This is a genomic window from Roseovarius atlanticus (genome assembly GCF_019802205.1).
GTDB lineage: Bacteria > Pseudomonadota > Alphaproteobacteria > Rhodobacterales > Rhodobacteraceae > Roseovarius > Roseovarius atlanticus_A.
This window is the reverse complement of sequence record NZ_JAHVHQ010000001.1, coordinates 1-3,660: the sequence shown is the minus strand read 5'-3', so window position 1 is coordinate 3,660 and position 3,660 is coordinate 1. Positions and strand designations below refer to the sequence as shown.

General features: G+C 62.1%; 4 protein-coding genes and 1 pseudogene. 2 read left to right on the top strand and 3 right to left on the bottom strand.

What is annotated here, in order from left to right; all coding sequences use genetic code 11:
* The 3 genes from KUV49_RS00025 to KUV49_RS00015 form a co-directional block, all read right to left on the bottom strand.
* A partial coding sequence (locus KUV49_RS00025; RefSeq protein WP_222452958.1) for a CoA transferase occupies positions 1-119 on the bottom strand: 119 nt, incomplete at its 3' end.
* 14 nt (positions 120-133) lie between these two features.
* The gene (gene oxc / locus KUV49_RS00020; RefSeq protein ID WP_222452998.1) at positions 134-1,906 is read right to left on the bottom strand and encodes an oxalyl-CoA decarboxylase; all 1,773 of its coding nucleotides are present in this window, start codon (positions 1,904-1,906) and stop codon (positions 134-136) included.
* A 57-nt stretch (positions 1,907-1,963) separates the two neighbouring features.
* Complete coding sequence (locus KUV49_RS00015; RefSeq protein WP_222452997.1) at positions 1,964-2,671, bottom strand: GntR family transcriptional regulator; 708 nt, start codon at positions 2,669-2,671, stop codon at positions 1,964-1,966.
* A 304-nt stretch (positions 2,672-2,975) separates the two neighbouring features.
* On the opposite strand from KUV49_RS00015, the gene KUV49_RS00010 reads away from it, so the two are divergent.
* Together KUV49_RS00010 and sucC are read left to right on the top strand one after the other, a co-directional pair.
* The gene (locus KUV49_RS00010; RefSeq protein WP_222452996.1) at positions 2,976-3,512 is read left to right on the top strand and encodes a hydrolase; all 537 of its coding nucleotides are present in this window, start codon (positions 2,976-2,978) and stop codon (positions 3,510-3,512) included.
* 29 nt (positions 3,513-3,541) lie between these two features.
* Positions 3,542-3,660 (top strand): annotated as a pseudogene (gene sucC, locus KUV49_RS00005) (succinate--CoA ligase subunit beta); the annotation flags it as partial.

The following is a 3,660-nucleotide window of genomic DNA, read 5'->3' as shown; positions in this document are numbered from 1 at the left end:
ACGCCGGGCCGCTCCACCTTCAGCACATCCGCCCCGAACCACGCCAGAAGCTGCGTGCAGGTCGGACCCGACTGAACATGCGTGAAGTCCAGGATCTTGATGCCGTCCAATGCTTTCATGAGTTCTCTCCCGCTCAGATGTTCTTGGCTTGGGGGTAACGGTTCTGCGCCACCACCGAAGACGGGTTCAGGTTGCCGATGTTGCCGCTTTCCTTGCCGGCATCCTCGGCGATGATGGCGTTGATCAGGGTGGGCTTGCGGCTTGCAAACGCCTCCTTGATCGCCTGGCGCAGTTCGTCGGGGTTGTTGGCGGTCACGCCGACCCCACCGAAGGCCTGCATCATCAGTTCGTACTTGCTGTCCTTGACGAACACCGTGGTCGAGGGATCTTCGCCGCCGGACCAATTTTCGCCGTCACCGCGATAGATGCCGTTGTTGTTCATGATCACGATGCAGACGGGCAGGTTGTAGCGGCAGACCGTCTCGATCTCCATTCCGCAGAAGCCGAATGCGCTGTCGCCTTCGACCGCGAGGACCTGGTTGCCGGTTTCCACGGCGGCGGCGATGGCAGAACCCATGCCGATTCCCATGATGCCCCAGGTGCCCACGTCCAGACGCTTGCGCGGCTTGTGGATGTCGACGATCGAGCGGCACTGGTCCAGCGCGTTGGCGCCTTCGTTGACCAGAACCGTGTCCGGGTTCTCGGCGATCAGATCCTTGATGACGCCCAGAGAGCCCTGGTAGTCCATCGGCGAATTGTTGTTCTTCAGCCGGGGGGCCATCCGTTCGATATTGGCCTCGACCTTGGAGCGCACGGCGCCGGTCCAGTCCTCGGACGGTTTTTCCCAGTTGCCGCGGATCTTTTCCAGCAGCGCACCGGCACAGCTTCCGATATCACCGATCAGGGGGGCCGCGATGGGCTGGTTGCTGTCCATCTCGCTGGGTTCGATGTCGATCTGGACGAATTGCTTCGCGCCCTTCTCGCCCCAGGCCTTGCCCTGTCCGTGGCTGAGCAGCCAGTTCAGGCGCGCGCCGATCAGGAAGACGCAGTCGCTTTCCTTCAGCACCAGCGATCGGGCCGCCGAGGCGCATTGCGAATGCGTGTCGGGCAGAAGGCCCTTGGCCATGGACATCGGCAGGTAGGGGAAACCGAGCGTTTCCACCAGTTCCTTCACCTGCTCGTCCGCCTGTGCATAGGCCGCGCCCTTGCCGATGATGATCAGCGGCTTCTTGGCGTTTTTCATGACGTCCAGCGCGCGATCTACCGCCGCGGGGCTGGGAACGCTGGCGGGGGACGGATCCACGACCTTGATCAGGGACTTGCTGCCCTCGACCTCGTCCATCACCTGCCCGAGAAGGGCACCGGGCACGTCCAGATAGACACCGCCGGGACGGCCCGTCAGGGCGGCGCGGACGGCCCGGGCGACACCGAGGCCGATATCCTCGGCGTGCAGGATACGATAGGCAGCCTTGGCATGGGGACGCGCGATGGCCAGCTGATCCATCTCTTCGTAGTCGCCCCGCTGCAGATCGACGATCTCACGCTCGGACGACCCGGAGATCAGGATCATCGGCCAGCAGTTCGTCGTGGCGTGGGCAAGCGCGGTCAGGCCGTTCAGGAAGCCAGGCGCGGACACGGTCATGCAGACGCCGGGCTTCTTGGTCAGGAAACCGGCGGCAGCGGCCGCATAACCTGCGTGTTGTTCATGACGGAAGGACAGCACGCGCATACCCTGCGCCTGTGCGTAGCGTCCGAGGTCGGTGATCGGGATCCCCGGCACGTTGTAGATCGTCTCGACGCCGTTCAGTTTCAGCGCGTCGATCAGAAGATGAAACCCGTCGGTCAACGTTTCCGGAGCCGTGTCGGCCCGCGCGACGAGGTCATCGGTCATCTGGGTCATGCCCATGGTCTTCCTCCCTGTTCGGGGCCCCGTTCCGGCCCCTATCCTAGTGCTCATTCCCTGTTAGCTGGCCTTGGCGCCTCCCGCGCCGACAGCCAGTTCGAAATTGCTCCATGTGCGACTGACGTGGGTGTGCAATCGCATGGTGTGCTCTCGGACGAGACGTTCGGACAGATCGGCATCCCGTGCCTCGATCGCCTCGATGATTTCTGCGTGATCGACGACAGACCGCCGCACGCGGTTGCCTTCGCCCATCGCCCGGACGCGCACCGCGTTCATGTGCAGAAAGAGGCCATCGGCCATCTTCCGCAGCATCGTGCAGCGCGAAATCTCGAGGATGCGCTGATGAAAGCGGATGTTGTCGTCGGAATATTCCGAGATGCGCGTGTCGGCGATCTCGTCGTTGTACTTGGCCGCGATGGTGCGCAGGCTGGCGATCTCGCGGTCCGTCGCGTGTTCGCAGGCCAGCCGCGCGGCCATGCTTTCCAGCGCCGCCCAGGCCACGATCATGTCCAGGATGTCGTCCAGGCTCTTGCGCTGCACGAAGACACCCTTGCGCGGCTGCACCTCGACCAGGCCGTCACGCTCCAGGCGGGCCACGGCCTCGCGCAGGGGGGTCCGGGACACGCCCAGCTGCTCGGCCAGGTTGCGCTCGTCAAGGCGCAGATCGGTCGCGGCATCGTAGATGTTCATCTCGGTGATCGCAGTCCGAAGCATTTCGTAGACGTGGTCCTTCAGCGTGAAGTTCGAAGGCACAGGTTTCAGCTTCATGCGCCCTCTCCGATCTCAAGTTGCGCGGCGTCATTTGCGACGTTGGTATACCATACACAGCATACCTAGCTCGACAAACGGTTTTTCTGTTCTGCACGAAAATTCAGCGAAATCAGGCCGGTTTTTCTCTGGAATTTTCCCGACAAATATATGTATTCATTGTACTTTTTTATTTCGAAAAAAATCTGCCCGAGCCGTCAATCCAAGTTATCGGATACCGAAATCTCGCAGGTTGCGATAAGGAGGTATTGCTGGTATCTGGTATTCCACACGGTGGCAGCACCCAGCCAGAAAGGACCTGTTTTTGCTTATCCGCGCCGACGAATCAGCCCTCATCGTCATCGACATGCAAGAGCGTCTCGTCCCCGCGATGCAGGCTCCGGCCCGGACGATTCGCAACACAAGGACGCTGTGCGCCGGGGCGCGCGAGATGAACATTCCCATCGTGATGACCGAACAATATCCCAAGGGCCTTGGCAAGACCGTGCCAGAGCTGCAGACGCCGGACGCCACAGTGCTGCCGAAGATGCATTTCTCCTGCATGGAAGACGAGGGATTCGCCGCGCATTTCCGCAGCCTGGACCGCACGCAGGCGGTGATCGCCGGGATGGAGGCGCATATCTGCGTGGTCCAGACCGCCGCCAGCCTGATCGAGGACGGCTACGAGGTGTTCGTCGTCTCCGACGCCACCGCCTCGCGCACGCTGGAAAGCGAGGCGGCCTGCATCGCCCGCCTGAGCGCCTGTGGCGCCGGCATCGTGACCACGGAAATGGTGGTGTTCGAGTGGCTGGGCCGCGCCGGGACACCGCAATTCAAGAACTTGTTGCATCTCATCAAGTAGACAAAAGCATCGGGAGGAGCTTTGAGACTATGAACATCCATGAATACCAGGCGAAGGCCTTGCTGCGCTCTTACGGGGCGCCTGTATCGGACGGGCGTGTCGTGTTGCGCGCGGAGGAGGCGAAGACGGCGGCGGGCGAGCTTGACGG